The 1,281-nt window shown below is 59.0% G+C and carries 1 protein-coding gene and 1 pseudogene; one reads left to right on the top strand and one right to left on the bottom strand.

Features of this window, described 5'->3' with window-relative positions:
* On the bottom strand, window positions 1-608 hold a 608-nt coding region (locus DBR24_RS34210; protein WP_256591933.1), incomplete at its 3' end, for a pyridoxal-phosphate dependent enzyme.
* A 126-nt stretch (window positions 609-734) separates the two neighbouring features.
* Between DBR24_RS34210 and DBR24_RS34205 the strand changes: the two are divergent.
* A pseudogene (locus DBR24_RS34205) lies at window positions 735-1,281 on the top strand (hypothetical protein); the annotation flags it as partial.

Genomic DNA, 1,281 nt, shown 5'->3' with positions numbered 1-1,281 from the left:
GCCACCGACAGGATCGGTTTACCCTGGGTATTCTTGATATACCGCGAAACGCCGGTGATGGTTCCGCCGGTCCCGACACCAGCCACCAACACGTCGACTGCGCCATCGGTGTCATTCCAGATTTCCGGCCCCGTGGTTTTCTCGTGAATCGCCGGATTGGCCGGGTTATCGAACTGCGACGGCATAAAGTACTTGTCGGCATGACTGGCAACAATTTCGGCGGCCTTCTCGATCGCACCTTTCATGCCCTTGGCCGGTTCGGTCAGCACCAGCTCGGCGCCCAGCGCCTTGAGTACTTTACGACGCTCGATGCTCATCGAGGCCGGCATGGTCAGCATCAACTTGTAGCCTCGGGCGGCCGCGACAAAGGCCAGGCCGATGCCGGTGTTGCCCGAAGTCGGCTCGACAATGGTCATCCCCGGCTTGAGTTTGCCGCTGCTTTCGGCGTCCCAGATCATGTTGGCGCCAATCCGGCACTTGACCGAATAACCGGGGTTACGCCCCTCGATCTTGGCCAGAATGGTGACGCCGCGCGGCGCGATACGGTTGATCTGCACCAGCGGTGTGTTGCCGATGGAATGGGCGTTGTCAGCAAAAATACGGCTCATGGCTGGGTCCTTATGCAGCATTGAATTCAACGCCCAAGGTAAGCCTGTTGCCCAGCGCAGTCCAGTCAGGTCGAACGTCTGCGGCACACAACAGTCAATCGCTTACATCGTCAGGGAATTACCGTCATGAAGCGTCGCTACAGCTGGCCATTAGGGATTTTTGCCGTCGTCGTTGTGTTGCTGATCGCGCTGCACATCGCCCTGCCCTACATGGTGCGCGACTACCTGAACGGCAAACTGGCGGACATGGGCGATTATCGGGGCCAGATTACCGACGTTGATCTGGCTTTGTGGCGCGGCGCGTACAAGATCAACGGGCTGAAAATCGTCAAGGTCGACGGCAAGCTACCGGTGCCGTTCGTCAACGCACCCGTGATTGATCTGGCGGTCAGCTGGCACTCGCTGTGGTACGACCATGCCGTGGTGGCGCAGGTGCAGTTCCTCAATCCCGAGGTCAACTTCGTCGATGGCGGGGCCAACAAGCAGAACTCCCAGACCGGTAAAGGCACCGACTGGCAAGCGCAACTCAGTAAATTGCTGCCGATCACCCTCGACGAGGTGCAGATCCACGACGGCAAGATCAGCTTCCGCAACTTCAGCTCAAGCCCACCGGTGAACATGAATGCCACCCAGGTCGAGGCCAGCGTCTACAACCTGACCAACGTGGTCGACA

This window comes from Pseudomonas sp. HMWF006, from assembly GCF_003061205.1.
Taxonomy (GTDB): Bacteria; Pseudomonadota; Gammaproteobacteria; order Pseudomonadales; family Pseudomonadaceae; genus Aquipseudomonas; species Aquipseudomonas monsensis.
The sequence above is the reverse complement of the archived record's forward strand: the minus strand, read 5'-3'. Positions and strand labels throughout refer to the sequence as shown.